The 23,811-nt window shown below is 73.6% G+C and carries 22 protein-coding genes and 2 tRNA genes; 15 read left to right on the top strand and 9 right to left on the bottom strand.

Going from position 1 to position 23,811, the window contains the following annotated elements:
- The first annotated feature begins 168 nt into the window (after positions 1-168).
- From ABZ836_RS08335 to ABZ836_RS08345, 3 genes are all read left to right on the top strand, one after another.
- Entirely contained in the window at positions 169-1,509 is a 1,341-nt protein-coding gene (locus ABZ836_RS08335) for a peptidoglycan-binding protein (protein ID WP_361140633.1), read from the top strand.
- A gap of 133 nt (positions 1,510-1,642) precedes the next feature.
- Complete coding sequence (locus ABZ836_RS08340; RefSeq protein WP_361140636.1) at positions 1,643-3,061, top strand: SPFH domain-containing protein; 1,419 nt, start codon at positions 1,643-1,645, stop codon at positions 3,059-3,061.
- Between the two features lie 151 nt (positions 3,062-3,212).
- Entirely contained in the window at positions 3,213-3,818 is a 606-nt protein-coding gene (locus tag ABZ836_RS08345; RefSeq protein ID WP_356139310.1) for a lytic polysaccharide monooxygenase, read from the top strand.
- Positions 3,819-3,871: 53 nt separating this feature from the next.
- Here the strand turns inward: ABZ836_RS08345 and ABZ836_RS08350 are convergent.
- The 3 genes from ABZ836_RS08350 to ABZ836_RS08360 all read right to left on the bottom strand — a co-directional run bounded on the left by ABZ836_RS08350 (position 3,872) and on the right by ABZ836_RS08360 (position 5,773).
- Positions 3,872-3,945 (bottom strand) — tRNA-Lys (locus ABZ836_RS08350).
- 138 nt (positions 3,946-4,083) lie between these two features.
- Positions 4,084-4,845 carry an IclR family transcriptional regulator C-terminal domain-containing protein gene (locus ABZ836_RS08355; protein ID WP_361140871.1) on the bottom strand — a complete coding sequence of 254 codons (762 nt, stop codon included), beginning with the start codon at positions 4,843-4,845 and terminating at the stop codon, positions 4,084-4,086.
- A gap of 193 nt (positions 4,846-5,038) precedes the next feature.
- Entirely contained in the window at positions 5,039-5,773 is a 735-nt protein-coding gene (locus ABZ836_RS08360) for a decarboxylase (RefSeq protein WP_356139308.1), read from the bottom strand.
- A gap of 121 nt (positions 5,774-5,894) precedes the next feature.
- On the opposite strand from ABZ836_RS08360, the gene ehuB reads away from it, so the two are divergent.
- From ehuB to ABZ836_RS08395, 7 genes are all read left to right on the top strand, one after another.
- Positions 5,895-6,797: an ectoine/hydroxyectoine ABC transporter substrate-binding protein EhuB gene (gene ehuB, locus ABZ836_RS08365; RefSeq protein WP_361140640.1), complete on the top strand. Its 903-nt coding sequence runs from the start codon at positions 5,895-5,897 to the stop codon at positions 6,795-6,797.
- Positions 6,798-6,805: 8 nt separating this feature from the next.
- Entirely contained in the window at positions 6,806-7,510 is a 705-nt protein-coding gene (gene ehuC, locus ABZ836_RS08370; RefSeq protein WP_356139316.1) for an ectoine/hydroxyectoine ABC transporter permease subunit EhuC, read from the top strand.
- The gene (gene ehuD / locus ABZ836_RS08375) at positions 7,507-8,154 is read left to right on the top strand and encodes an ectoine/hydroxyectoine ABC transporter permease subunit EhuD (protein ID WP_356139304.1); all 648 of its coding nucleotides are present in this window, start codon (positions 7,507-7,509) and stop codon (positions 8,152-8,154) included. Before ehuC ends, ehuD begins: the two co-directional genes overlap by 4 nt.
- The gene (gene ehuA / locus ABZ836_RS08380) at positions 8,147-8,932 is read left to right on the top strand and encodes an ectoine/hydroxyectoine ABC transporter ATP-binding protein EhuA (protein WP_356139302.1); all 786 of its coding nucleotides are present in this window, start codon (positions 8,147-8,149) and stop codon (positions 8,930-8,932) included. The genes ehuD and ehuA overlap by 8 nt, the downstream gene beginning before the upstream one ends.
- A 100-nt stretch (positions 8,933-9,032) precedes the next feature.
- Positions 9,033-10,130, top strand: a complete 1,098-nt coding sequence (locus ABZ836_RS08385; RefSeq protein WP_356139300.1) for an LLM class flavin-dependent oxidoreductase — start codon at positions 9,033-9,035, stop codon at positions 10,128-10,130.
- Between the two features lie 152 nt (positions 10,131-10,282).
- The gene (locus ABZ836_RS08390) at positions 10,283-10,669 is read left to right on the top strand and encodes a hypothetical protein (protein WP_356139298.1); all 387 of its coding nucleotides are present in this window, start codon (positions 10,283-10,285) and stop codon (positions 10,667-10,669) included.
- 75 nt (positions 10,670-10,744) lie between these two features.
- Positions 10,745-10,818, top strand: a tRNA-Lys gene (locus ABZ836_RS08395).
- A gap of 19 nt (positions 10,819-10,837) precedes the next feature.
- Here the strand turns inward: ABZ836_RS08395 and ABZ836_RS08400 are convergent.
- Positions 10,838-12,301, bottom strand: coding sequence for a M6 family metalloprotease domain-containing protein (locus tag ABZ836_RS08400; RefSeq protein ID WP_356139296.1), 1,464 nt, complete (start codon positions 12,299-12,301; stop codon positions 10,838-10,840).
- 315 nt (positions 12,302-12,616) lie between these two features.
- Between ABZ836_RS08400 and ABZ836_RS08405 the strand changes: the two genes are divergently transcribed.
- The gene (locus tag ABZ836_RS08405) at positions 12,617-14,461 is read left to right on the top strand and encodes an EAL domain-containing protein (RefSeq protein ID WP_361140649.1); all 1,845 of its coding nucleotides are present in this window, start codon (positions 12,617-12,619) and stop codon (positions 14,459-14,461) included.
- A 99-nt stretch (positions 14,462-14,560) separates the two neighbouring features.
- Here ABZ836_RS08405 and ABZ836_RS08410 read toward each other — a convergent pair whose 3' ends face one another.
- Genes ABZ836_RS08410 through ABZ836_RS08420 form a run of 3 tightly spaced genes read right to left on the bottom strand, consistent with a single transcriptional unit; the run spans position 14,561 to position 18,641 of the window.
- Positions 14,561-15,919 carry an AAA domain-containing protein gene (locus tag ABZ836_RS08410; RefSeq protein ID WP_361140873.1) on the bottom strand — a complete coding sequence of 453 codons (1,359 nt, stop codon included), beginning with the start codon at positions 15,917-15,919 and terminating at the stop codon, positions 14,561-14,563.
- Positions 15,919-17,550 (bottom strand): hypothetical protein, encoded by a 1,632-nt coding sequence (locus ABZ836_RS08415; protein ID WP_361140652.1) that lies wholly within the window; start codon positions 17,548-17,550, stop codon positions 15,919-15,921. Before ABZ836_RS08415 ends, ABZ836_RS08410 begins: the two co-directional genes overlap by 1 nt.
- Complete coding sequence (locus ABZ836_RS08420; protein WP_361140875.1) at positions 17,541-18,641, bottom strand: hypothetical protein; 1,101 nt, start codon at positions 18,639-18,641, stop codon at positions 17,541-17,543. The genes ABZ836_RS08415 and ABZ836_RS08420 overlap by 10 nt, the downstream gene beginning before the upstream one ends.
- A gap of 245 nt (positions 18,642-18,886) precedes the next feature.
- Between ABZ836_RS08420 and ABZ836_RS08425 the strand changes: the two genes are divergently transcribed.
- Entirely contained in the window at positions 18,887-20,311 is a 1,425-nt protein-coding gene (locus ABZ836_RS08425) for an NAD(P)/FAD-dependent oxidoreductase (protein WP_356139291.1), read from the top strand.
- A gap of 113 nt (positions 20,312-20,424) precedes the next feature.
- On the opposite strand, the gene ABZ836_RS08430 is transcribed toward ABZ836_RS08425, so the two are convergent.
- Together ABZ836_RS08430 and ABZ836_RS08435 are read right to left on the bottom strand one after the other, a co-directional pair.
- The gene (locus ABZ836_RS08430; protein WP_361140655.1) at positions 20,425-21,189 is read right to left on the bottom strand and encodes an ABC transporter permease; all 765 of its coding nucleotides are present in this window, start codon (positions 21,187-21,189) and stop codon (positions 20,425-20,427) included.
- A complete protein-coding gene (locus tag ABZ836_RS08435) occupies positions 21,186-22,136 on the bottom strand; it encodes an ABC transporter ATP-binding protein (protein ID WP_361140658.1) in 951 nt (316 codons plus the stop codon). Before ABZ836_RS08435 ends, ABZ836_RS08430 begins: the two co-directional genes overlap by 4 nt.
- Positions 22,137-22,363: 227 nt before the next feature.
- Here ABZ836_RS08435 and ABZ836_RS08440 point away from each other — a divergent pair, with 227 nt between their 5' ends.
- From ABZ836_RS08440 to ABZ836_RS08450, 3 genes are all read left to right on the top strand, one after another.
- Positions 22,364-23,065, top strand: coding sequence for an RNA polymerase sigma factor (locus ABZ836_RS08440; protein ID WP_361140661.1), 702 nt, complete (start codon positions 22,364-22,366; stop codon positions 23,063-23,065).
- Between the two features lie 240 nt (positions 23,066-23,305).
- On the top strand, positions 23,306-23,518 hold the full coding sequence (locus ABZ836_RS08445; RefSeq protein WP_356135573.1) for a hypothetical protein: 213 nt from the start codon (positions 23,306-23,308) through the stop codon (positions 23,516-23,518).
- Positions 23,519-23,556: 38 nt separating this feature from the next.
- Positions 23,557-23,736 (top strand): hypothetical protein, encoded by a 180-nt coding sequence (locus tag ABZ836_RS08450; RefSeq protein ID WP_356135575.1) that lies wholly within the window; start codon positions 23,557-23,559, stop codon positions 23,734-23,736.
- Positions 23,737-23,811: the final 75 nt, after the last annotated feature.

A 23,811-nucleotide genomic window follows, 5' to 3' on the forward strand; every position in this document is an offset into this window, starting at 1 on the left:
CTACCCCACCCGGTGGGGTGCTCCCGACCGCCCCACCTGCCCCTTTCGTCCCGCCGGGTGGCCGCGTACATCATTCGGACCGTCAACATGCGGCGCAGGCGCGGGGTTGCGAGACTGGCGAACGTACACGAGCGCGGACATTTCCCTACGAAATGTGAGGCAGATCGCATGACGGAACCGGCCTTCGAGGAGTTCGACCCCGCCGGGACGTGCGACTGCGCGGGGTGCGTCCACTGGCGGCGGGCGATGCCGGGGAGCGCGGGGGGCGCCGCGGTCCGGCACCCGGCCGGGGCCCGCGTGGTCACGGTCACCGCCGCGGCGGCCACCGCGATGGGCGCGGGCCCGGCGGTGGCGGCCGTCGCCCCCGCGGCCCAGGAAGGCCCCGAGGCGGTGGCCGCACCGGTGGCCGCACCGGTGGCCGCGCCGGTGGCCGCGCCGGTGGGCCGCCAGGCCGAACGGTCCGGCGCCGGCCAGGCGGAGCAGGGGCGGCCCGGGGGCGCGCGGGCGCAGGCGGCGCAGCCCGGGACGCTGCGGTCGGTGTCGCGGGGGGAGATCCTCGAACGGGCGCGGCGCTGGACCGACGCGGGCGTGCCGTACGACATGACGCGGAACTGGAGCGACGGCTACCGCCAGGACTGCTCCGGGTTCGTCGCGATGGCCTGGAACCTGCCGGCGAACGCCTGGACCGGCACCCTCGACGACTTCGCCGTGCGGATCGAGAAGGACGACCTCCGCCCCGGCGACATCCTGCTCCACCACGACCCCGCGGACCCGGAGAACGGCTCGCACGTCGTGATCTTCGGCGGCTGGACCGACTACACCCACACCCGTTACGTCGCCTACGAGCAGACCCGCCCGCACGCCGTGCGCCGGGTGCTCGCGTACCCGTACCCGAAGGACGGCGGCCGTTACGTCCCCTACCGCTACCGGGCCCTCGCCCCCGGCGGCGCCGGGGAGCCCGCCTCCGGCGGCGGGGCCGGGCAGGCCGCCGCGTTCCCCGGCCGGGCCTTCTTCGGCCCCGGCGCCGGCAACGCCCACGTCACCCGCCTCGGCCGGATGCTCGCCGCACGCGGCGGCGCCCGCTTCTACCCCGACGGCCCGGGCCCCCGCTGGACCGAGGCCGACCGCCGGGCCACCCGGGCCTTCCAGCGCGCCCAGGGCTGGACCGGCCCGCAGGCGGACGGCGTTCCCGGCCCGGAGACCTGGCGGCTGCTCGTCACCGGCGCCGGCCGCGACATCCCGCCCGAGGGGACCCCCTCCTCGCACGGTGTCACCGGCTACCCCGGCCGGGCCGCGTTCCGCCCGGGCGCGAGGAACGCGTACGTCACCCAGCTGGGGCGGCAGTTGGTGAAGAAGGGCTACGGCCGCCACTACACCGCCGGTCCGGGACCGGAGTGGACGGACGCCGACCGCAGGGCGGTGCAGGAGTTCCAGCGCTCCCAGGGCTGGCGCGGCGGCGCGGCCGACGGCTACCCCGGGCCGGAGACCTGGCGCCGGCTCTTCTCCTGAACCGGGTGAACCGGGTGAACGGGGTGCACCGGGGCCCGCGCCCGGCCCGCGCGCCCCACCCCCGGACGAACCACCAGGCGCAGACGAACCACCGGACGCAGACGACGCAGCAGCGACACGAGGGGCAACCGGCATGACAGCGACCACCGACGAGATCCCCGCCACGGGACCCGAGCCCGACCCCGCGGCCCGGCCCTCCCCCCAGGGCGGCTCCGCCGCACTCCCGGCGGAGCCGCCTCCCGCGGCACCCGTGACACTCCCGACCGCGCCGACCGCGCAGTCGGCCCAGACGGCCCAGTCGGCGCAGCCCACGTACACGGCGCAGCCCGCTCCCGCGCCGCCGTACGCCCCGGCCGCGCGGCCCCAGGCGCGGCTGATCCAGAACGAGGCGACCACCGAGATCCCCGTCCACCTCCTCTTCCGCGACGACCCCGCCACCGGAGCGACCCCCGCCGTGGTCGCCCGCGTCGAGACCACCGCCACCCCGGGCGGCACAGGCACGCGCGCGGGTGCCGGCACCCGCGGCGGCGCCGGCACCGGACCCGGCGCCCCCGCCGACACGGCCCCCGGCGCCATCGGCCCGCAGCGCCCGCCCCGCGCGGGCCGGCGCCGTCCGGCCCCGGTGCCCGCGGTCGCCTCCGACGTCGACCCGGCGCTGGAGGAGCGGCCCGGCCGCGCCCTGCCCGGCGCCCTCGGGGTGCTGGCCGGCGCGGTCGGGGCGGCGGGCGGCGCGCTCACCACCTGGTGGGCCGGCGTGGTGCCCCCGGCCGCCCTGGAGATCGCCGGACTGCCGGCCGTGGCCGGCGGCGGGGCCGGGCTCGGCCCCGTGCAGTGGGCCGCGTACACGGGCTCGGCGGCGCTCGGCCTGTTCGGCTTCGGCGGCCTGGCCCGCGGCAACACCGGCTGCGCCTGGGTGCTGGGCATGTACGGCCGCTACCGCGGCACCGTCCGCCGCACCGGCCTGCTGTGGGTCAACCCCCTGCTGCTGCGCCGCAGGGTCGACGTCCGGCTGAGGCACTGGCGCAGCGAGCCGCTGTGCGCGACCGACCCCAACGGCGTCGCGCTGCGGGTGCGGACGCTGGTGGTGTGGCGGGTCAAGGACACCGCGCGGGCGGTGCACGCGGTGGCGGACCACGAGGAGTACCTGCGCCGCTGCGTGGAGGCGGCGCTGGCCCGCGTCCCGGTCGACCCGCCGATGGAGCCGGCCGACGAGAGCGCGGGGACCGATGCCGAGGAGCCGGGCCTGGAGGAGGCGCTGACCGCCCAGGTCGCCGCCGACGCCCGGGCGGTGGGCCTGGAGGTCTTCGCGGTGCGGCCGATCCGCGTCGAGTACGCCCCCGAGGTCGCCGCGGTGATGCAGCGGCGGCGGATCGCGGCGCTGGACGCACGGCAGCGGGCCGGGGTGCTCAGCGCGGTCGTCGACTCGGTGGAGGACACCGTGAACCGCCTGACCCTGCGCGGCCTGGTGGAGCTCGACGACTACGAGCGGAAGGTCCTGGTGAAGGACCTGACCGTCGCGTTCTGCGCCGGACGGGGTGAACCGGCGCCGTAGCTTCCGGAGTTGGAGGATCCGCCGAGCTTCCGAGAGCGGCCGAGATTGGTATGGACATGTTCAGGTTCCGCTTCTAGCGTGGGACTTGGTCTAGACCTTCTCGGAACGACTCGGCACAGCAACGGATCCCCACCCCTCAGGGAGCGTCGGCATGCGCAAACGGACAAAGATGTACGCGGCCTCGGTCGGCATGGCCACCGCGGGAGTCATGGTGCTCTCGACCGGCGGCGCCAGCGGCCACGGCTACACGGACCTGCCCATCAGCCGGCAGAAGCTCTGTCAGAACGGCACCGTGACGAACTGCGGCTCCATCCAGTGGGAGCCGCAGAGCGTCGAGGGCCCCAAGGGCTTCCCCGCCGCCGGCCCCGCCGACGGCGACATCTGCTCGGCGGGCCACGGGACCTTCAACCAGCTCGACCAGCCGAAGACGCCCTCGGGCGCCGCCTGGCCGGCGACCAAGGTCACCGCGGGACAGAGCTACACCTTCCGGTGGCAGTTCACCGCCCGCCACTCCACGAGCGACTTCCGCTACTACATCACCAAGCCCGGCTGGAACCAGAACGCGCCGCTGACCCGGTCGGCCCTGAACCTGACGCCGTTCCTCACGGTGCCTTACAACAACCAGCAGCCGCCGCAGACGCTCTCGCACAGCGGCACGCTGCCCGGTGGCCTCAGCGGCCGGCACATGATCGTCGCGGTCTGGACCGTCGCCGACACCGCCAACGCGTTCTACGCCTGCTCGGACGTCACCTTCTGATCGGGCCGCGTACGCCGAAGGGCCCCTCGCCGAGGCGAGGGGCCCTTCATCCGTGCGCCGCCAGGGACTCGAACCCCGGACCCGCTGATTAAGAGTCAGCTGCTCTAACCAACTGAGCTAGCGGCGCATGACTCCCGCCGTCCGCGTTCCGCGGCCGGCGACGAAGAAAATACTACCTGGTCCTCGGGGGTGCTCGTGAACGGGTTTTCCCGCGGACCGGGCCCCTCCGCGGCGGGGAGGCGGCGCCAGGGCCCGGCGGGCGGCGTCAGGAGGCGATGGACATCGACAGCAGCACCGGCGCGGCCTCCCGGTGCAGCCGGTCGGCGGCCACCCGGAGCCGGTGCGCCTGGCTCACCGGCATGGACAGGGCCAGACTGTTGACCCGCCCTCCCGTGGAGAGCGGCACCGCCGCGCAGACCGTGCCCACCGCGTACTCCTGGATGTCCAGCACCGGCGAGGTCGGCGGCTGGGCCTCCAGGTGGGAGAGGAGCAGCCGCTCGCTGGTGATGGTGCGCGAGGTCAGCCGCGGCATCCGGTGCCGGGAGAGGTGGTCGCGGCGGCCGTCGCCGTCCAGCTGCCGCAGCAGGCTCTTGCCGACCGCGCTGGCGTGCGCGGCCGAGCGGAAGTCCACCCACTCGTTCACCGCCGGGGCCTCCGGGCCGGCGGCGTACTGGGTGACGCTCACCTCGCCGTCCACGTAGCGGCTGAGGTAGACCGCCGCCCCGACGTCCTGCCGCAGCCGGTCGAGGGTGCGCTGCAGCTTCTCCCGCAGCGCCTGCTCGCGCCCGTCGGCCGAGGTCAGGCGCGTGAAGGCGTCTCCGACGGCGTAGGCGCCGTCCGGGAGGCGCAGAACGTAGCCCTCGCGCCTGAGCATCCGCAGCAGCGTGGTCAGGCGCCGCACGCGGAGGCCGAGCAGGCGGCCCAGTTCTGCGTCGGTGATTCCGGCGGGGTGCCGCGCCACCACGTCCAGGACCCGTTGGGCCTCCTGGACCGAGTGGTGCGACTCGGCCGGTTCGTTCAGCGCCACGGTTTCCCCCTGCGCCAGCGTGTTCGGGCCGTTGATCCGGTCGATCGACAGCCTCACGATACCGGGGCGACGCGATCCGGACAGGGCCTTCCGGCCCCCGGCCGTGCCACCGGTGGTGCTTGCGCAGGTGGCATATGTCGGGGGCACGCACCACTTCATGAAGAAGGCTTGAAGACGACGTGCGGGCCGGTGGTCAGACCTGGACCAGCGGCTCCCGGGTGAAGAGCGCGCCCAGCTCCGGGGCGTTCACCCGGCGGTCCGTGAGGCGCAGCGCCTCCCAGGCCGACACCTGGTTCGCGGTGAGCACCGGCTTGCCCACCGCCGCCTCCAGCGCCGGCAGCGAGGAGACGGTGTGCAGCGCGCTGTCCGGAACCAGTACGGCCTCCGCGTCCGGGCGGTCGGCCGCCAGCACCAGCTCGTGCACCCGGTCCGGGCCCCAGGCGGCCACCTCGGCGGCGGTGGCCGCGCCCGCCCCGTGCACCGAGGTGACCTCGACGCCGGCGCCGTCCTCCAGGAAGCGCACGAAGAGCTCGGCCACGTCCTCCGGATAGGTCGCCGCGACCGCCACCCGGCGCGCACCGATCTCCCGCACCGCGTGGGCGAAGGCGAAGGACGCCGAGGAGGCGGGCATCCCCGCCGCCACCGCCAGCGACCGGACCTGCTCCCGCGAGGCCTCCCAGCCGTCGACGAAGCTGCCGGCCGTGTTCACCCAGACCAGCGACTCCGCCCCCGACAGCCGCAGCTGCTCGCAGGCGTCCGCCAGCGGCCCCGGCGCACCGGTCGCCCGCAGGACATCGACCCGCCGCACGTCCTCGCCGAGCTCGGTGTGGACCACGTCGACCCGGATGTCGCTGCCGAGGAGCTGCTCGATACGCGGGTAGTCGTCCTCGGCCGAATGGCCCGGGTAGATGAATCCGAGTGCGGTCATGTCCAGCCTCTCCGTCACCGTCACGTGCACCGTCACCGTCGTCGCGGCCCTGTCCGGGTACCCAGCACCGCCCGGGAAACCGATCGGATTAGGCCATCGAAGCTCGGGTAGGCGCGCGGCCATGTCTTCACCTCCCTTCAAGAAGGAAAGACCACTCACCCGGCGGAGCGTGCTGGCCGCGGGGGCCGCCACGGCCGCCGTGATCGGTGTCTCCGCCTGCAGCCGGGTCCCCACCGAGGACTCCAAGGACGGCGGTGACCTGCTGGAACGGCTGCGCGCGCTGGGCGTGGTGCGGGTCGGCATAGCCGGCGAAATACCCTTCGGGTACATCGACAAGGACGGAAACCTCACCGGGGAGGCGCCCGAGCTCGCCCGGGTGATCTTCAAGCGGCTGGGCATCGCCTCGGTCCAGCCGGTGCCGACCGAGTTCGGCTCCCTCATCCCCGGCCTGAACTCGCAGCAGTTCGACGTCGTCGCCGCCGGCATGTACGTCAACAAGGAACGCTGCGCCCAGGTGATCTTCGCCGACCCCGACTACCAGATGCTCGACTCGTTCGTCGTCCGCAAGGGCAACCCGATGGGGCTGCGGAACTACCAGGACGTCGTCGCGAAGAAGGCCAGGTTCGCCACCGGCACCGGCTACGCCCAGATCGAGTACGCGGTCGGGGCCGGCATCCCGGAGAGCGAGCTGCTGATCGTGCCCGACCAGGTGGCCGGACTGAACGCCGTCGAGTCCGGACGCGCCGACGTGTTCGCGGGCACCGCCGTCACCACCCGCGAGGTGGTCAAGAAGTCGGCCAAGGCCGAGGCCACGGAGCCGTTCGCGCCGATCGTGGACGGCGAGCCCCGGATCGACGGCGGCGCCTTCGCCTTCCGGCCCACCGAGACCCGGCTGCGCGACGCCTTCAACGCCGAACTGCACAAGATGAAGAAGAGCGGCGAGCTGCTCCGCGTGCTGCGGCCCTTCGGGTTCACCGAGTCGGAGATGACCGACCTGACCGCGAAGGAGCTGTGCGCCCGATGAACAGCTCGATGACCTCGGGACTCTGGGAACTGGTGCTGAACGGTGTGTGGATCACCGTCCAGCTGCTGGTGCTCAGCGCCGTCCTGGCCACCGCCGTCGCCTTCGTGGCCGGCATCGCCCGCGCCCACCGGCTGTGGATCGTCCGCTTCCTCGCGGGCCTCTACATCGAGGTGTTCCGCGGCACCTCCGCGCTGATCATGATGTTCTGGGTCTTCTTCGTGATGCCCACCGCCTTCGGCTGGCAGCTCGTCCCGCTCTGGGCCGGCACCCTCGCCCTGGGCCTGACCTACGGCGCGTACGGCGCCGAGGTGGTGCGCGGCGCGATCGCCGCCGTGCCGCAGGCCCAGCGTGACGCGGGCATCGCCCTCAGCCTCACGCCCTGGCAGCGGATGCGGCTGATCCTCCTCCCGCAGGCCGTGCCCGAGATGATCCCGCCGTTCTCCAACCTCCTGGTCGAGCTGCTCAAGGGCACCGCCCTGGTGTCGATCATGGGCATGGGCGACCTGGCGTTCAGCGGCAACCTGATCCGGCTGGCGCTCCAGGAGAGCACCGAGATCTACACGTACATCCTGCTCATCTACTTCGTCCTCGCCTTCCTGCTCACCCGCCTGATGCGCGGGCTGGAGCGCAATCTCAAGGTCCGCACCGGCAAGGTCGTGAGGACCGCGACGCCGGAGGCGACCGCCGACGCGAAGGCGGGTGCTGCCGCGTGAACTGGGACTGGAACGCCGTCGCGGAGTTCATGCCGCACCTCTGGGACGGCCTGCTGGTCACCCTGCAGGCGCTGGTGCTGGGCTCGCTGCTCTCCTTCACCCTCGGCCTGGTGTGGACCCTGCTGATGCGGGTGCCGACCCGCTGGGTGCGCTGGCCCGTCGGCGTGTTCACCGAGTTCGTCCGGAACACGCCGCTGCTGGTGCAGCTCTTCTTCCTCTTCTACGTGCTGCCGGAGTGGGGCCTGACCTTCTCGGCGCTCACCATGGGCGTCATCGGCCTCGGCCTGCACTACTCCACGTACACGATGCAGGTCTACCGGGCCGGCATCGAGGGCGTGCCGGCCGGCCAGTGGGAGGCGGCCAAGGCGCTCAACCTGCCGCTGCGGCGCACCTGGACCGCGGTGATCCTGCCGCAGGCCGTGCGGCGGGTGGTGCCCGCGCTGGGCAACTACGTGATCTCGATGCTCAAGGACACGCCGCTGCTGATGACCGTCACCGTCCTGGAGATGCTCGGCGAGGCGCGGCTCTTCTCGCAGCACCACTTCGAGTTCACCGAGCCGGTGACGGTGATCGGCGTCGCCTTCATCGTCATCTCCTCCCTCGCCTCCCTTCTCCTGCGATCCCTGGAGCGACGCCTTGTCTGACACCCTTCCCACCCCCGAGACCCAGGCCACCACGCCGCCCGCCGGCGAACTGATCCGGTTCGACAAGGTGAGCAAGCGGTTCGGCGAGAACACGGTCCTGGACCAGCTGGACTTCTCCGTGGAGGCCGGCAAGCACGTCACCCTGATCGGCCCGTCCGGCTCCGGCAAGACCACCATCCTGCGGATGCTGATGACCCTGACCAAGCCGGACGAGGGCACCATCACCGTCGACGGCAGACGGCTGTACCCGGCCAAGCGCCGGGAGGTCGCCGAGGTCCGCAAGAACATCGGCATGGTGTTCCAGCAGTTCAACCTCTTCCCCAACATGAAGGTGCTGCGGAACGTCACCGAGGCGCCGGTGACCGTGCTGGGCCTGTCCCGGGACGAGGCCGAGGCGCGGGCCCGCGAGCTGCTGGAGCTGGTCGGGCTCGCCGACAAGTGCGACGTCCACCCCTCCCAGCTCTCCGGCGGCCAGCAGCAGCGGGTCGCCATCGCCCGCGCCCTGGCCATGCGGCCGCAGGTGCTGCTCCTGGACGAGGTGACCTCGGCGCTCGACCCCGAGCTGGTGGCCGGCGTGCTGGACGTGCTGCGTGACATCGCCCACTCCACGGACATCACCATGCTCTGCGTCACCCACGAGATGAACTTCGCGCGGGACATCTCCGACGACGTGCTGATGTTCGACGGCGGCCGGGTCATCGAGTCCGGCCCGCCGGAGCAGATCTTCGAGAACCCCACGCACGAGCGCACCCGGGAGTTCCTCGGCGCGGTGCTCTGACGCCTGCCGAGGGGCACGCGGCGGGGCGGTGGCGGAATAGGCCACCGCCCCGCCGCGTTGTCGCCCACCGCACGACGTTGTGGAGAGAGGGAGTACCAGGGTGACCCAGCAGGCAGACGAGATCCGCGGCACGGCGCAGGGCAGCGCCCCGGTCCCCCTTTCGGTGCTCGACCTGGTCACGGTCGGTGCCGGGTACACCTCGAGCGACGCGCTGAACACCTCCGCGCGGATCGCGCGGCTCGCCGAGGCGCGCGGCTTCCACCGGTACTGGGTGGCCGAGCACCACTCCATGCCGGGCGTCGCCTCCAGCTCGCCGGCGGTGATCCTGGCCTACCTGGCCGCGCAGACCGAACGGGTCCGGCTGGGCTCGGGCGGCGTGATGCTGCCCAACCACGCCCCGCTGGTGATCGCCGAGCAGTTCGGCACGCTGGAGGCCATGGCGCCGGGCCGGGTGGACCTCGGCCTCGGCCGCGCCCCCGGCACCGACGGCGCCACCGCCGCGGCGCTGCGGCGCACGGACCGGCTGAACGAGGGCGCCGACGACTTCCCCCAGCAGCTCGCCGAACTGCTCCGCTTCCTCGACGACGACTTCCCCGACGGCCACCCGTACGCGCGGATCCACGCGGTGCCGGGGCCGGTGCAGGCGTCCGCGGCGGGAGGCGTCCAGTCGGCGCACCGGCCGCCGGTGTGGCTGCTCGGATCCTCCGGCTTCTCCGCGCGGCTCGCGGGCGCGCTGGGGCTGCCGTTCGCCTTCGCCCACCACTTCTCGGCGCAGAACACCGTCCCGGCGCTCGACCTGTACCGCGAGTCGTTCCGGCCGTCCGCGGTGCTGGACGCGCCGTACGCGCTGATCGGCGTCGCGGCGCTGGCCGCGGACACGGAGGAGGAGGCGCGGCGCCAGGTCAGGGCCGCCGCGCTGAACATGCTCCGGCTCCGCTCCGGGCGGCCCGGGCTGGTCCCCACCCCGGAGGAGGCGGAGGCGTACCCCTGGACCGAGGCGGAGCGGCACTTCGTGGACTCGTGGAACGCGAACGTCGTGCACGGCACGGGGGAGCAGGTGCGGGAGGGGCTGGACGCGCTCCAGAAGCGCACGGGGGCGGACGAGCTGATGCTCACGGCCAACGCCCACGGGCCCGAGGTCCGCGTCCGCTCCTACGACCTCGTCGCCGACGCGTACGGTCTTCCCGCCGCCTCCTGACCGGCACCACCGGTCGCCCTCGCACCCGGGGGGCCGGCGGCGTGCGGGGCGGTCGTGCGGGCCGGGGAAGCCGGGGCCAAAGGCGGGGGTTGCGGGGGGCGGGACAATGGATGGCGGTGCACGAGACAGCAACGTGAGGAACGGAGACCCGCATGGCGGAGCACACGCCGCGACAGAACCCCCCGCGGCTACGCCCCGCGCCCCTGCTCTTCGAGCCGGCGGCGGCCGCCGCCGACCCCGAGCACTTCTTCGACCTGGAGTCGATCGAGGACCCCGAGGCGCTGCTGTCCCGGGCCACGGAACTCACCGTGGCCTTCCGCACCGCGGCCGACCGCGCGGTGGAGTACCAGGCGATGGCCGCCGCCCAGCTCGCCGACCCCCGCCGCTTCGACCGGCTCTCCACCGCCGACATCGCGGCCCGCGCGGACTGGACCGAGGACTACGCGGTGAAGATGGTCGAATTCGGGCGTGACCTGCTGCGCGGCGTCGAGGACGCCCCCGGTCCGGCCGGCCACCGCGGTGCGCCCGGGCCCACGTGACCGCCCGGTGAGGGGCGCGTGACCATCGATTTCTCGTCACCCCGACCGGGGTGCTAAGGTCTACCTCGTCAGCAGGCGCCGCTAGCTCAGTTGGTTAGAGCAGCTGACTCTTAATCAGCGGGTCCGGGGTTCGAGTCCCTGGCGGCGCACCGACACCGGAGGCCCGGTTCACGGAGACGTGGACCGGGCCTCCGTCGTGTCCGGGGCGGGCGTGATCTGCACCGTCCACGCCCCCGACGCCGTGCGCCCCTCCACCCGCACCCGCACGCCCTCGCCCGGCACCGTGAAGCTCTCCCCGGCGGCCACCGGCGCGTCGGCCAGCGGCGGGTACACCGAGCTCTCCGGGCAGGCGGAGGTCCCGGGGTGGGCGTCCACCACCTCCACGGGGCCCTTCCCGGAGTCCGTGCCGCCGTTCACCCGGTACACCAGCACGCCCTCCGAGCAGGTGGTGGTGTCGTTGCCCACGGGGCCGCGGGCCTCGAAGGCCAGCACGCTGTCCGGCCCGGTCCGCACCACCGCCAGCTTGGTGCCGCCGCCCAGGCCGAAGTACGGCATCGCGGCGGGCGAGCCGGCCGCCCCGGCCGCGCCGGTGGCCCCGAACGCCTCGAGGCCGAACGCCCCGGCCTCCTGGGGGCGCCGCCCCGCCGGTCCGTTCCCGGACCCGGCCGCCGCCCCGACGCCGGTCTCCGGGTCGCCCCGCCCCGTCCCGCCGCCCACCCCCAGCGGCTCCAGGGTGAGCCGGGTGGCGCCGCGCACACAGGTGATCTGCTGCGCCTCCAGCCAGCCCAGCTTCCACTTGTGCCAGCCCATGAGGTCCGGCGCGAGCCCGAACTGGCTGCCCATGAGGTCCCAGTCGCCCACGTGGGTGTCCCAGTCCCCCTTGCCGTCCACCGGCCGGTGGTAGAGGTCGGGCAGGTCCAGCACGTGGCCGGTCTCGTGGGCCAGCACCAGCCGGTCCGGAGGATGCCGTTCGAAGACGGTGACCACCCGCCGCAGGTCCGTGCCGTCGGCCCGCAGCGGCCTGGAGAGGTTGACGACCTTGGTGGCGTCCGCGTTGACGCCCGGGGCGTCCGGGTCGGCGACCAGGTAGACGATGTCGTACCGCGAGAAGTCGACCACGGGGTCGGCGACGGAGAGCGCGTCGCGGAGGTACGCGGCGCGTTCGGGGGCGCCCCAGTCGCGCTGCATGGCGTACTCCGTGGACGCGCGCGGCATCCGCAGCCAGGTGCGCCCCGGGTGCGGGCGGACCGTGAAGCGTCCGTAACTGGCCTTCTCGAAGTACTCGCTGGTGAGCGGGAAATGGTCGGCCACCAGTTGCGCCGGAGTGGTGAGCGGGTCCGAGTCAGGGAAGGAAAGGAACACCATCACCGCGTCGAGGGGCCGGGTGGGGCGGGGGTAGTGGGCGTTCCAGGTGTCCAGGCCCTCGGAGTGGTGGGCTGAGGTGCGTTCCAGCGCGCAGGATTCCAGACCGGTGCCGGCGGCGGAGGGGTGGGCGATGATCGAGGTCGCGGCGAGTGCGCTCAGCGTGGTGGCCACGGCCGCCGTGGTCCGCACGCCCGGACGGCGGCGGGACCCCTTGGGGAAGGGGAGTGGACACGGCACGTCTACCTCCGGGCGCGATTTCCGGGACACCGCACCCAGACTGTGTGATGGTGTGCAGAGATGCCCTGTTCGTCTGGCCCGGAAGGGTGAGGCGCGACCACGGCGTCCCGGCGCCCCGGCCGGAACTCGAACGGAGCTTCGGTCACGGAACGTCACAATTGATCGGTCGACGAAGCAACGTGTCCATTTCCGGACGCAAGCGATCTGTCGCCGGGGTGGTTTGCCCCGGTGCGGAAATGAACGGCTGGAAGGGCCTGTGGGCTGCCTCTATGATCGGCACACTTTCCTGACTCTTCCCGACCCGGACTACCCATACGAAGATCGAGTGCACTGCGGGAGCAAGCGGTGAGCGGAACGTCCGAAGGTCCGGCAGCGGCCCCGGATCGCGTGGGCCAGACCGTCACGGAGCGTGGTGGGTCCGCGCAGGTCACGCCCGCGGGCGGCGAGGGGCTGCTCGCCCTCGACCCCGCCTACCGGTCCGCCTTCACGGCCGCGCCCCTGGCCATGGCGGTGGTCGCCCCGGACGGGCTGGTGGTGGGCGCCAACGCCACCCTGGCGCGGCTGCTCGGAGCGCCCCGTCCGGACGCCCTGGCCGGCCGGGTCGCCGCCGACCTGGTCGACCTGGCCGCCGACCCGCGCACCTGGCAGGCGTACCGGGAGGTGCTGCGCGGCCGCCAGGCGGTGCTGCGGTGCACCCGCCGGCTCAAGCACCCCGAGGGCCACTCGCTCTGGGCGCAGGTCACGGTGACCCCACTGACCGGCGGCGAACAGGGCGTGCTGCTCTCGGTCGCCGACATCTCCGCCCGCCGCGAGCTCCAGGCCCGGCTGCGCCACCTTCAGATGCACGACCCGGTCACCCGCCTGCCCAACCGCAGCCTGTTCTTCGAACGGCTCACCAACGCGCTGGAGAACGCCGTCGGCTCCGACGTCGGCACCGGCCGGGTCGGCCTCTGCTACCTGGACCTCGACGGGTTCAAGGCCATCAACGACACGCTCGGCCACCGGGTCGGCGACCGGCTGCTGGCCGCCGTCGCCGAACGCCTCACCCGGTGCGCCGACGAGGCCGGGTTCAACCGGACGGGCGCGCCGCTGGTGGCCCGGCTCGGCGGCGACGAGTTCGCGCTGCTGGTGGAGGACTCCACCGGCACCGAGCAGCTCGCCGACCTGGCCGAATCGGTCCTCACCGCGCTGCAGGCGCCGTTCGACCTCTCCGGGCAGCGGCTCTCCGTCTCCGCGTCCATCGGCGTCGTCGAGCGGCACGCCGAGGGGACCACCGCCACCGGGCTGATGCAGGCCGCGGACACGACGCTGTACTGGGCGAAGGCCGACGGCAAGTCCCGCTGGACGCTGTTCGACCCCGAGCGCAACGCGCACCGGATGACCCGGCAGGCGCTGGTCTCCACGCTCCGGCCGGGGATCGAGCGCGAGGAGTTCGTCCTCCAGTACCAGCCGCTGGTCGGCATGTCCGACGGGCGGGTGCGGGGGGTCGAGGCGCTGGTCCGGTGGGACCACCCCCAGTTCGGGATGCTCTCCCCGAACCGGTTCGTGGGGCTGGCCGAGGAGGACGGCTCCATCGTGCCGCTCGGACGGTGGATCCTGCGGACCGCCTGCCGGCAGGCCCGGCGGTGGCAGCTCGACCATCCGGGGGAGGGGCCGCTGTTCGTCAGCGTCAACGTGGCGGTGCGGCAGGTCTGGGACTCCGACCTGGTCGCGGACGTGGCGCGGATCCTCGCGGAGACGGGACTCGAGCCGGGGCTGCTGCAGCTGGAGCTCACGGAGTCCGCGCTGATGGGGTCCGCGGGGCGGCCGATCAAGGCGCTGCAGGCCCTCAGCGACATGGGCGTGCGGATCGCCATCGACGACTTCGGCACCGGGTACTCCAACCTGGCCTACCTCAGCCGGCTGCCGGTGTCGGTGCTCAAGCTGGACGGATCGTTCGTGCGCGGTTTCCAGTACGAGGACGGCGACCGGGCCGCGCCGAACGCGGCGGACGAGGTGATCGTCGAGGCGATGGTGCAGCTCGCGCACCGGCTGGGGCTCAGTGTCACCGCGGAGGGGGTGGAGACGGCGGCGCAGGCGGCCCGGCTCCGCCGCATCGGCTGCGACACCGGCCAGGGCTGGCTCTACAGCCGCCCCGTCCCCCCGGACCACATCCCCGACCTCCTCACCCCCAACGCCACGGTCACGTAACCCCTGCGGCTGCCCCGCGGGCGGCCGGGCCGGGTGCGCGGGGCGTCGGGAGCCGGGGGGCCCGCACGGCGGACCGGCCGGGCGGCGGCGGGGGCGGGGTCAGGGGGCCCAGGTGATGCGGTGTTCGGCGAGGTGGGAGAGGACGGCGTGGTTGGCCTCCCAGCCGTCGGGGAACTTCACGGTGACCCCGAGCTGGACCGGCTCCGTGGAGGGGTGGTCGTCGAGGAGGTCGGCGACCCCCGCGCGGCAGACCACGATGCACGCGTGACGGTGCCGCGAGGCCAGCACGCACAACCGCCCCGTCTCCAGGTGGAAAGCCGTCGCGTCCGGCCGCCCGGACAGCGGATGCAGCACCACCGTGACGTCGTACTCCCGCCCCTGCAGCCGGTTGGCGGTGTCCACGACGACGTCCCGCACGCCCAGCTCGGCGAGCGCCGCGCGGACCGCGGCCGCCTGGTCCCGGTGGGCCGTGCCGACCGCCACCCGGTCGGGGGTCAGCGGCACCGGATCGGGCGACCGCTCCGACACCGCCGCCCCGCCCCGGTCCAGCAGCCGCCGCACCACCAGGGCCACCGCCCGCACCGCCTCCGGGTCCGTGCGCGGCGTCAGCCGGTGCGGCAGCTCCAGCAGGCCCCAGCCGGAGACCGCCGCCTCGTCGATCACCCGGTCCGGCCCCGACCCGTCCGACGGCACCCCGAACGTCAGCCGCCGGTCGTCGAACCCGGTGCCCGCGCGGAACGGCGTGTACGGGTAGAACGCGTCGGACACCAGCGGCGCCGCCGACGCGGGGAGCCGCCAGGACACCGGCAGCCGGTGCTGCGGCAGCCCCGGGTTGTGCGCCAGCAGCGTGGTCACCGCGGAGGCGGACGGGTCGTAGGACAACCCCGCCCACTGCTCCGCGCCGACCACCGAGAACGGGTCCAGCTGACCGGGGTCGCCGACGAACAGCGCCCGGTCGAACAGCCCGGCCACCGTGAGCAGCGCGTCCGAGCGCATCTGGTACGCCTCGTCGACGATCGCCTGCTCCCAGTGCGCGTCGGACGGCTTCACATGGCCCCACTTGGCGGCCGTGGAGATCACCACCGGCAGCCCGGCCAGCGCCGTCGCCCTGTCGGAGAGCAGGACGTTGTCCAGGTCCTCCAGCGCCTTGTCGTAGGCGTCGGCGTCGCTGCTGTGCAGCCGGCCCACCGGGAGGTCGGGCCGCTTCTCGTGGAGCCGCAGCACCAGGTCGTCCACCTGCGCGTTGGTCTGCGCGACCACCATCAGCGGACGCCCCGCGTCGGCGAGCTCCAGCGCGGCCCGCACCACCAGCGTGGACTTGCCCGCGCCCGGCGGGGAGTCCACCACCACGCCGCGGTGCGCGCCGGCCGACGTGTCGCGCAGGATCTCCCCGGTGACGCGGGCGGCCTCCGCGCCGGGGTCGAAGGCCGCGGCGCCGGCGGCGCCGGGGGACGTGATCACAGCAGGTCCTCCTCGGTGACGGGGTCGGCGGCGGGCAGCGGTGCCGGGTCGGTGGGCGGCCCGCCGTGCGTCCACGGGGTGTTCTCCGGGTCCGGCAGCTTCGGTCCGCCGCGCGGCGCGTGCTCGAAGAGGGTGAAGCAGAGCCGGTCGCCCTTCTCCGGCACCGACCCGAGCGCGGGCTCCTTGCCGCGGCCCATCCTGTCCACGATCCGCAGCACCACCAGCAGCGGGCCGCCGCCCTCCGGGTCCCGGCCGCCGTCCTCCTCCTCGACGGCCACGAACTGCGCCGTCTGCGGCTTGCCGTCCAGGGAGCGGTACACCTTGGCCTTCTCGCCCAGGTGCGGCCGGTCGTCGGTGCGCAGCGTGACCAGCGGGCGCGGGCCGGGCCGCTTGGTCTCCGTGTAGGTCATGGTGACGTCGACGACCTCGCCGACGAAGGCCTCGCCGGTCAGCCGCCGGGCCGCCAGCACCAGCGGGTCGTCCAGCGCCTCCTGGGCGTCCAGCTTCGCCTGCTCCCGCTCGCGGCGGGCCAGCTTCTGGGCGGCCGTCACCGCGTCGTCGATCCGCGGCTGCGGAGGCTCCCCGGAGGCCACCCGGTCCCGGTGGGCGGTGTACGACCACCGGTCGCCCGTCCAGCGGTCCGGCAGGTGCGCCGCCTCGGGCAGCTCGCGCAGCAGGTCCAGGCCCCGCCAGACGTTCTCCCAGGTCGGCAACGTGCGGGAACGGACCAGCTCGCGGATCTCCCGCTCCGCCTCCGACAGGTGGGCCAGCAGCGCGTCCGCCGCCACGCCGTCCTCGGCCGCCGCCAGCGCGGCACGCGCCCGGTCGTAGCGTTCGATCGCGGGGGCCAGCAGCCGGTTGTCGAACGCCGGGTCGGTGGCCGGGCCCGCCGGCGGGCACAGCAACTGGCCCTCCGCGTCACGCCCCACCTCGGCCCGCAGCGCCGCCTCGGCGCCGGTCAGCCCCTCCTCCCGCGGAGGATCGATCCAGGCCAGCAGCGCCCCCAGGTGCTGGTCCTCCAGGCTGGACTGGCCGGTCGCCCAGTGCCGGGAGAGCAGATCGGTCATCGCCAGCAGCAGCGACGAGCCCGGCACCCGGGCGCGCTCGCCGAAGTGGGTGAACCAGCGGCCCAGCAGCGGCACCCGCGGCGGCGCCGGGTACGCCGTCTCCGGGTCCTGCTCGGCGGTGCGGCGGAACCGTGTGGAACGGCCCAGCAGCCGGACGAGATCCACGCCCGCCCGGCTCGGCACGATCAGCTGCGGGGCGTCCACGCAGAGCTCCCGCTCCACCGTCACCTGCCGGCCGGTCTCCGGATCGGCCTCCTTGCCCGCCACCAGCTCCACGTCGTCCGCGAAGGACTCGACGTACGGCAGCACCACGTCGGCCAGCTCGGCCAGGAACGCCGACCGCAGGTCACGGTCACGGGGCTGGGGCACCACCAGCAGACGCGGCTCGTCCCGGTCGCGGCCGACCAGCGCGCCCAGCGGGGCGCCCGCCTCACCGGCCGTGGTCAGCGGCACGAACACCAGCGGGCGGTCCGACAGGTGGCGGTGGCGGACCGTGGCGGCGGGCTGCGCGCGGCCCACCCGGATCGCCTCCAGCCGGGCCAGGGTCGTGATCAGCGACATGCCAGCGCCTCCTCCCGCAGCCGGGCGGCCCGCCGCAGCGCGGCCACCGCGGGGTCCGAGGCGTCACCCGCCTCGCCGTGGGCCGCCGCCAGCACCGTCTCCACGCCGGCCAGCTCGCCCAGCTCGGCCCGCGCGGACCGGCCGAGCACCGTCACCGCGCCGTCCTCACGGGCCCGGGCGCGGCAGTGGAAGGCGAGTTCGCAGGTGGCCAGGCACTCCGGCGTGTACACGGCGCGCACCGACTCGACCGTCTCCGCCAGCCGCCCGGCCGGAAGACCGGGGGAGAAGCAGGCGTCCGGGGACAGGGCGGACGCGATCTCCTCCACCCGCGTCAGCCGGTCCAGCTGCCGCGCCGTCACCGCGCGCTGCTTGCGGACGTCCACGGCGGAGGCGGTGGGCAGGTTCGAGAAGTCCTTGGGGCAGACCAGCAGCACCCGGTGCCGCACCTGCGGCGACGGGTCGATCCGCGCCGCCACGTCCTCCAGCGCCAGCACGTACACCGCGGCCTGGCGGGCCGCCGCGCCCACCTTCGCGGCGTCGGCGGAACCGTCCAGCATCGGGAACGACTTGATCTCCACGACCGTCCAGGTGCCGTCCGGGTGGACCACCACCGCGTCCGGCTCCAGGAAGGCGGGCGTCCCCGCCACCTCCAGGGCCAGCATCGGGTGGTCGAGGAGCGTCCACGCGCCCTCCGCCGCGGCCGCGGCGGAGGCCTCGCGCAGCGCCAGCGCCGTCCGGCCGGCACGCCCCTGCGGGCCCGTGGCCGCCAGGTCCGGCACCCGGGCACCGCCCGGCGGCGGCTCCGGGGCGGACGGATCCAGCCGCTCGCGCACCAGCCGCAGCAGCTCCGCGCCGCCGTCGCCCTTCACCCGGGCCTCGAAGGCGTGCCCGCGAGTGAAGGCGAACTGGGACTGGCCGAACGGCGCGGGCGCGCCCAGCGCGCTCGCCAGCGCCGTCTTGTCCACGCCGGCGCCGTCGAGGAGCGCCCGCCGGTCGCAGCCCGGGTTGGCGGCCAGCGCCGCCAGGGCGCGGGCGTCCAGCGGCTTGGCGTCCACGCCCGGACCACGCAGGTCGGCCAGCCGCTGCCGCAGCGCCGGCCCGCCCTCGGGGCCCTCGCCGCGGCCCTCGGCGGGCCCGGGCGACTGGTTCGGCTCGGGGCCCGGACCGCCCCGACCGGGGCGCGGGCCGCTCAGGTATTCGCTCACCCGGGGAAGTGTGGCATCTGCCACCGACAACCGTCCTCCGCCCGGTCGGGAACCCCTTGCCGGGACCGGCCGCCGCCCCTCGTATCCTGGCCGACGCCGGAGCCGACGGTCGACCGAAGGAGCTGCTGCAGGTGTCGTCATCGCTCGATGTGGCCGTGGTGGGCGCGGGACCCAACGGGTTGACCGCCGCGGTCGAACTCGCCAGGCGTGGGCTGTCGGTGACGGTCTTCGAGGCGCGGGACACGGTCGGCGGCGGGGCACGCACCGAGGAACTCACCCTTCCCGGCTTCCGCCACGATCCGTGTGCGGCGGCCCACCCGCTGGGCGTCAACTCGCCCGCCTTCCGGGCCATGCCGTTGGAGAGGTACGGCCTGCGGTGGGCGCACGCCGAGCTGCCGATGGCGCATCCCTTCCCGGACGGAAGCGCCGCCGTGCTGTCCCGTTCGGTGGCGGAGACCGCGGCCTCGTTCGGGCCCCGCGACGCCGGCGTCTACCGCAGGCTCGTCGAACCGCTGCTGCCCCGCTGGGACACGCTGCTCGCCGACTTCATGGCGCTGCCGTCCACCGCGCTGCCGAGGGATCCGGTCACCCTCGCCCGTTTCGGCCTGACCGGACTCCAGCCGTCGAGCCTGCTGATGCGCCGCTTCCACGACGAGAAGGCGAAGACGCTGTTCGCCGGACTGGTCGCCCACGTCATGGCGCCGCTCGGCGGACCGGCCACCGGCGCCGTCGGCCTGGTGTTCGCCCTCGCGGCGCACGCCCGCGGATGGCCGGTCGCCCGGGGAGGCTCCCAGTCCATATCGGACGCGCTCGCCGCCTACCTGAAGGACCTCGGGGGCACGATCCACACGGGCGTCGAGGTGAAAGGGCTGGGGGACCTCCCTCCTGCCCGCGCCTACGTCTTCGACACCTCGCCCACCGCCATGGCGCGCATCGCCGGACTGAAGGACACCTACCCGCGCTACCGGTACGGAGCGGCGGCCTTCAAGGTCGACTACGCGCTCGACGGTCCCGTGCCCTGGACGGCGCCGGAGGCCCGCAGGGCGGGGACCGTGCAGGTCGCCGCGGGCCGGGCGGAGATCGCCCGCGCCCTCCACGCGGCGGCCGTCGCGGGCCGCGCTCCCGAGCCCCCGTTCCTGATCACCGTGCAGCCGGGCGTCGCGGATCCCTCACGCGCTCCCGAGGGCAAGCAGGTCTTCTGGGCGTACGGTCACGTGCCGAACGGCTGGACGGGAGACCTGACCGACGCGATCGAACGCCAACTGGAGCGCTTCGCGCCCGGGTTCCGGGACCGTGTGCTCGCCCGGGCGGTCGCCGGGCCCCGTGAACTGGCCGCCCGGAACGCCAACTACGTGGGCGGCGACATCGCCTGCGGTGCGGCGTCGGGCCTGCAGCTGCTGCTGCGGCCCAAGGTGACCCCGTTCCCGTACAGCACCGGGGACCCCGCGGTTTTCATCTGCTCGTCGGCCACCCCGCCGGGGCCCGGTGTGCACGGCATGTCCGGGCACAACGCCGCCAAGGCGGTCTGGCGGCGCCTGCGCCGGCGGACCGGCTGACCTTCCCGCCGCGCCCGGCGGCACGGTCCGGCAAGGGGAGGGCCCCGCGGCGGACCGTCGTCCGCCGCGGGGCTCCTTCTCCGGGCGGCTTCCGGCGCGACCCGCCCGCCCGCTCAGACGCGCGGCTCCCAGCGGAAGCGGCGGGCGGCGATCCAGGCGAACAGACCGGCCCACACCAGGGTGACGGCCCACCGTGCGAAACCCGCCGCCCACCCGAGCTCACCGGTCCAGCCGGACCGGACGAGGTCCACCGCGCCGGTCATCGGGCCGTACGCCAGCACCTGGGCGAGGGGGTCCGGCAGCACGTCGAGCGGAACGTAGACGCCGGAGATCATCGGCAGCACGAAGATGGCGGGGAGGGTGGCGACCAGGGTGGCCTCCACCGTGCGGCAGAGCGCCGCCGTCGCGGCGGCCATCGTGCACATCAGCGCGACACCCGCCAGCAGGCCGGCCACCGCGGACAGCGGCTGACGGACCGCCGAGCCGAACATCAGCGAGAGCACGGCGGAGACCACGACGATCTGCACGACGGTGAGGGCCACGTACAGGGAGGCGCCACCCGCGAGGATGACCGGGTCCGACACCTCGCCGGACCGCAGGCGCTTCAGGACGAGTTCTTCCCGGCGCGCCACGTAGAGACCCGTGACCGAGGAGTAGAGGGAGAAGATGAGCAGGACGCCCGCAGCGGTCGCCACCATGACCGGGCCCGCGTCCAGGCCGTGTGCGGCGAGGTCCATCTGCTCCTGCACGAACCGCATCATCATCAGCAGCATCAGGGGGACCAGGACCGCGTAGAAGTAGTTGGTCCTGATCCTGTTGAAGAGCTTCCACTCGACGCGGAACAGGGTCCACATGTGCCGTGCGCTCGGGCTGTTCACTCGTCCTCCTCCTGGCCACCGGTGATGTCTCCGCGCCGGGCGATGCTGATGAAGGCCTCTTCCAGAGTGGCCGGCTGCGCGGCGAACCTGCCCAGCTCGAGGCCGCGGCCGGCCGCCCAGTTCAGCAGGGTGGTGGCGTCCTTCTGCAGCGAGCCGGTGGTGACCGTGACCCGCACGCCGCGCCGCTTCACGGACCGACCGGAGAACGGGAGGCCGTCCTGGTGCTCGTCCTCCAGGTCGAAGGAGAGGGTGGAGGCGTGTTCGGCGACGATCTCCGAGACCGTTCCCGCAGCGGCGATCCTGCCGCGGTGCATGATCGCCAGGTGGTCGGCGAGCGACTCGGCCTCCTCCAGGTGATGGGTGGTGAGGAGAATCGTCGTGCCGCCCTCCTGGAGGCGCCGGATCAGCTGCCAGGTGGCGTGCCGGCCCTCCGCGTCCATCCCCGCGGTGGGCTCGTCCAGGAAGAGCAGCTCCGGGTGGGACAGGGTGGCCACGGCGAGGTTCAGACGCCGCTTCTCGCCGCCGGAGAGGTTCTGCACCGCCACCTTCTGCCGGTGGGCGAGGCCCGACAGGTCCAGGGCCTCCTCGACGGGCCGGGGCCGGGAGGTGAGCTCGCCCCACATCTGCACGGTCTCCCGCACCGTCAGATGGGAGATGAATCCGCCCTCCTGGAGCATCACGCCGGTCCGCGGGCGGATCCGCGCGCGGTCGGCGACCGGGTCGAGGTCGCCGAAGACACGGATGACGCCGCGGTGCGGTGAGGCCAGCCCCTCCAGGAGTTCGACGGTGGAGGTCTTACCGGCCCCGTTGGTGCCCAGGAGGGCGAAGAGCTCCCCCCGGCGCACGGTGAAGCTGACACCGCGTACGGCGTCGAAGGCGTCCTTCCCTCTCCCGTAGCGGCGCCAGACGTCCCGCGCCTCTATGTGAATTCCTTCGAATTCCGTCATGCTTCCTTCCCCGACCCGGACGAATTCGGCGCCGCAAAGGCAGGGCTTCAGGATGCCCCGCCGGCTGCCTTCGCCGACAGGCCGAGGACCTCAGATCTTCCTCAACTCCTGTCGGGCGCCAGTGTAAAGTACAGGTCAAGTTTGACTATAGTCATGCCGTCGTGAAGGCCGTGTGAAGCGGCGGGGAGGCCAGTCCCTGTCGTCTTCGCTTGGACTGTGGGGGTTTTGTGACCGAGAACACCCAGATGCGCCGACGGGGTGTAGAGGAGTCCATCGGGGAAGTGCTCCCGTTGTTGAGACGCCAGGCGTCGCGCATTCTTGACCAGGATGCGGAGGATGCGGTGCAGGTCACCTGTCTCAAGCTTTTCAAGTATTCCCAATCCTGGCTTTCGCATCCGAATCCGCAGGCTTACGCCGTACGGGCAGTGATCACGGCGTGCTACGACATGTCCCGAAACGGGGTGCAGGACGCCCTCATGGGGGAGATTCCGGACCGGCCGCACCCGAGGGATCCGCTGGCCGACCGGGAGGCCTGGTGGGAGATGGAGCGGCTCCTGTCCACCGCGTCCCGGAAGCAGGCGGCCGCGGTGTACCTCGTCGACGTGCAGGGATACTCGATCGACGGCGCCGCCGAGCTGCTCGGCGTGCACCGGGGCACGGTGTCCCGCGCGCGGCTGGGCGGGCTGAGGGCCATGCGCACCGCCGTGCTGGCGGCACGCACCGGCGCCGAGCGCGCCGTTCGAAAAATTTCCGCCACGGGGTCATACATCCGGAAGCCCACCGAGGTTGACAGTGTGGAAGGAAAGCGGGGCGGGGGGCGGAAGGAGCCCGTCGGCAGCGGCCCTCGAAACGCTTCCTCTTCCATGGTCACTCGGTCGTTCGGGGAGGTGGGAGGCAATGCCGCAAATCGTTGGCCGAGCCATCGGTGATTTCTCCTCGGACTGAACCACCTGGCGGCGGTCCGGCCGTCCGGTGAAACCCGTGGGATCGATGGGGAACTTTCCCGCCGGGTCTCCTTGTCATGCCTGTAATTCCCCGCAGGCGTGCGTCGGAGGAATCGGACTGCAGCGTCGGCAGGAGCTGGCCGGTGCTTATGCGGGCCGTCGTGACCGTGTCGCAATGGAAAAGTCCAGGAAATCAATCCCTCGTTCCCAAGGAAGGGACACGCCGTGCTGCTTGAAAAGGTGAATGTCGACGAGACGCTGCAGGGCGCGCTGGAGGCCGGCGACCTCGCCGGCGGGGCCGTTCCGGTCATGGCCACCCCGGTCGTCACCGGCGTCGTGCTGAGCTGCGCGGCCGCGGCCAAGGCGGCCGGCGCGGTGGTCGGCGCGGGCGCCGTGGTCGGTGCCGCGTACGCGGCCTACAAGGCCGTCGCGAACTGATCCGTCCGAACTCTCATCCAGACAGTGGAGGAATCCCCATGTCCATGCTCCTCAAGAAGGTGAACGCAGGTGCCGGCCGGATGGCCGAGGACGCTGTCGCGCCCGTGATGGCCACTCCGGCGGCCTTCGTCGCCGGTGTCGTGGCCGGAGGCAAGGCGAGCGCCGTTCTGGTGGCCGCCGCGGGCGTCGGCGCCGCCGTCGCCAACGCCCAGAAGTAGCCCCGGGCGCCCGGTCCGGCAGAGGTGACACCCACCGGGGGCGGGGACTCGGCCTCCCGAGCGGCCGAGTCCCCG

Source organism: Streptomyces sp. NPDC047130 (assembly GCF_040643475.1).
Classification (GTDB): Bacteria; Actinomycetota; Actinomycetes; order Streptomycetales; family Streptomycetaceae; genus Streptomyces.

Excerpts from the sequence above, each read along its gene's own strand:
- ABZ836_RS08335 (WP_361140633.1), top strand. The coding sequence starts at position 169 with ATGACGGAACCGGCCTTCGAGGAGTTCGACCCCGCCGGGACGTGCGAC.
- ABZ836_RS08340 (WP_361140636.1), top strand. The coding sequence starts at position 1,643 with ATGACAGCGACCACCGACGAGATCCCCGCCACGGGACCCGAGCCCGAC.
- ABZ836_RS08345 (WP_356139310.1), top strand. The coding sequence starts at position 3,213 with ATGCGCAAACGGACAAAGATGTACGCGGCCTCGGTCGGCATGGCCACC.
- ABZ836_RS08360 (WP_356139308.1), bottom strand. The coding sequence starts at position 5,773 with ATGACCGCACTCGGATTCATCTACCCGGGCCATTCGGCCGAGGACGAC.
- ehuB (WP_361140640.1), top strand. The coding sequence starts at position 5,895 with ATGTCTTCACCTCCCTTCAAGAAGGAAAGACCACTCACCCGGCGGAGC.
- ehuC (WP_356139316.1), top strand. The coding sequence starts at position 6,806 with ATGACCTCGGGACTCTGGGAACTGGTGCTGAACGGTGTGTGGATCACC.
- ABZ836_RS08390 (WP_356139298.1), top strand. The coding sequence starts at position 10,283 with ATGGCGGAGCACACGCCGCGACAGAACCCCCCGCGGCTACGCCCCGCG.
- ABZ836_RS08415 (WP_361140652.1), bottom strand. The coding sequence starts at position 17,550 with ATGTCGCTGATCACGACCCTGGCCCGGCTGGAGGCGATCCGGGTGGGC.
- ABZ836_RS08435 (WP_361140658.1), bottom strand. The coding sequence starts at position 22,136 with ATGACGGAATTCGAAGGAATTCACATAGAGGCGCGGGACGTCTGGCGC.
- ABZ836_RS08450 (WP_356135575.1), top strand. The coding sequence starts at position 23,557 with ATGTCCATGCTCCTCAAGAAGGTGAACGCAGGTGCCGGCCGGATGGCC.